This window comes from Shinella granuli (assembly GCF_004341885.1).
GTDB classification, from domain to species: domain Bacteria; phylum Pseudomonadota; class Alphaproteobacteria; order Rhizobiales; family Rhizobiaceae; genus Shinella; species Shinella granuli.
The window spans coordinates 1-1,361 of sequence record NZ_SLVX01000092.1; the positions used below are offsets into that span (position 1 = coordinate 1).

General features: G+C 60.6%; 1 protein-coding gene. It reads right to left on the minus strand.

Annotated elements, in window-relative coordinates; translation table 11 throughout:
• Positions 1-65 precede the first annotated feature (65 nt).
• Positions 66-1,262 (minus strand): IS256 family transposase, encoded by a 1,197-nt coding sequence (locus EV665_RS32110; RefSeq protein ID WP_092938864.1) that lies wholly within the window; start codon positions 1,260-1,262, stop codon positions 66-68.
• Between the last annotated feature and the right edge of the window lie 99 nt (positions 1,263-1,361).

Here is a 1,361-nt window from a genome sequence, read left to right on the forward strand (position 1 = left end):
GATCGTGTCCCAGGACGTGGTGTAGCTTAGACGACCACGGCTCATTCCCGAGGGCCGGATGAGTGTCAGCTTGCTGCTGGCAGGCTGATAAGCGGATCATCGCTCATTGTTGCGATGGTTTCCAGTGTCATGTAGCGGGACCGCTGGACGGCCCATTCGTCATTCTGCTCCAGGAGCAAGGCACCGACCAGTCTGACTATTGCGTCGTCGTTGGGGAAGATGCCGACGACCTCGGTGCGCCGCTTGATCTCGCCGTTGAGGCGTTCGATTGGATTGGTGCTGTGAAGCTTGGCCCAATGCTGCTTGGGAAAGGTCATGTAAGCGAGCACGTCTTGCTCGGCACTGTCCATGAGACTGGCGAGTTTGGGCACCTTCGGCCTGATCTGGTCGGCGACGTTACGCCATTGGGTACTTGCAGCCTCTGACGTGTCCTGGGCAAAGGCCGTGGCGATGAAGGCGGAGACAACACGGCGTCCGCTCTTTCCAGCATGGGCCAGCGCGTTGCGCATGAAGTGAACCCTGCAGCGCTGCCAGGTGGCGGAAAGTACCTTCGATACTGCGGCTTTGATGCCCTCATGGGCATCGGAGACGACGAGCTTGACGCCACGCAGACCCCGCCTGGTCAGCTTTCGAAGAAACTCGGTCCAGATCGCCTCGGCCTCGGATGTGCCGATCTCCATACCGAGCACCTCGCGTCGACCGTCGGTGTTGACGCCGACGGCGATGATGACGGCAACGGAGACGATGCGCCCGCCGCGCCGGACCTTGAGGTAGGTCGCATCGATCCAAAGGTAGGGCCATTCCCCTTCGATGGGCCTGTCGAGAAAGGCCTTCACCTTCTCGTCGATCTCCTCGCAGAGCCGGGATACCTGGCTCTTGGAGATGCCCGACATGCCCATGGCCTTAACGAGGTCATCGACGGATCGGGTCGAGACGCCTTGGATATAGGCCTCTTGGATCACCGCCGTCAGGGCCTTCTCTGCCATGCGGCGTGGTTCGAGAAAGCTCGGGAAATAGCTGCCTGTGCGAAGCTTTGGAATGCGCAGCTCGACGGTGCCCGCCCGTGTCTCCCAGTCCCGGTCGCGATAGCCGTTGCGCTGGGCAAGTCGGAAGCCATTCTTCTCGCCATAACCCGCGCCCGTCTTTGTGCCGACCTCCAGCGCCATCAGCTTCTCGGCAGCGAAGCCGATCATCTCGCGCAGCAAATCGGCGTCGGCGCTCTTCTCAACGAGTGAGCGCAGGTTCATCATGTCGTCGGTCATCGGTGGTGTCCCTCAGGTTGGTCATAAGCAACCCGACCCTACCGGAAATCACCGATGGCTATGAAATCCAGCTACACCACTCCATGGGACACGATCAAC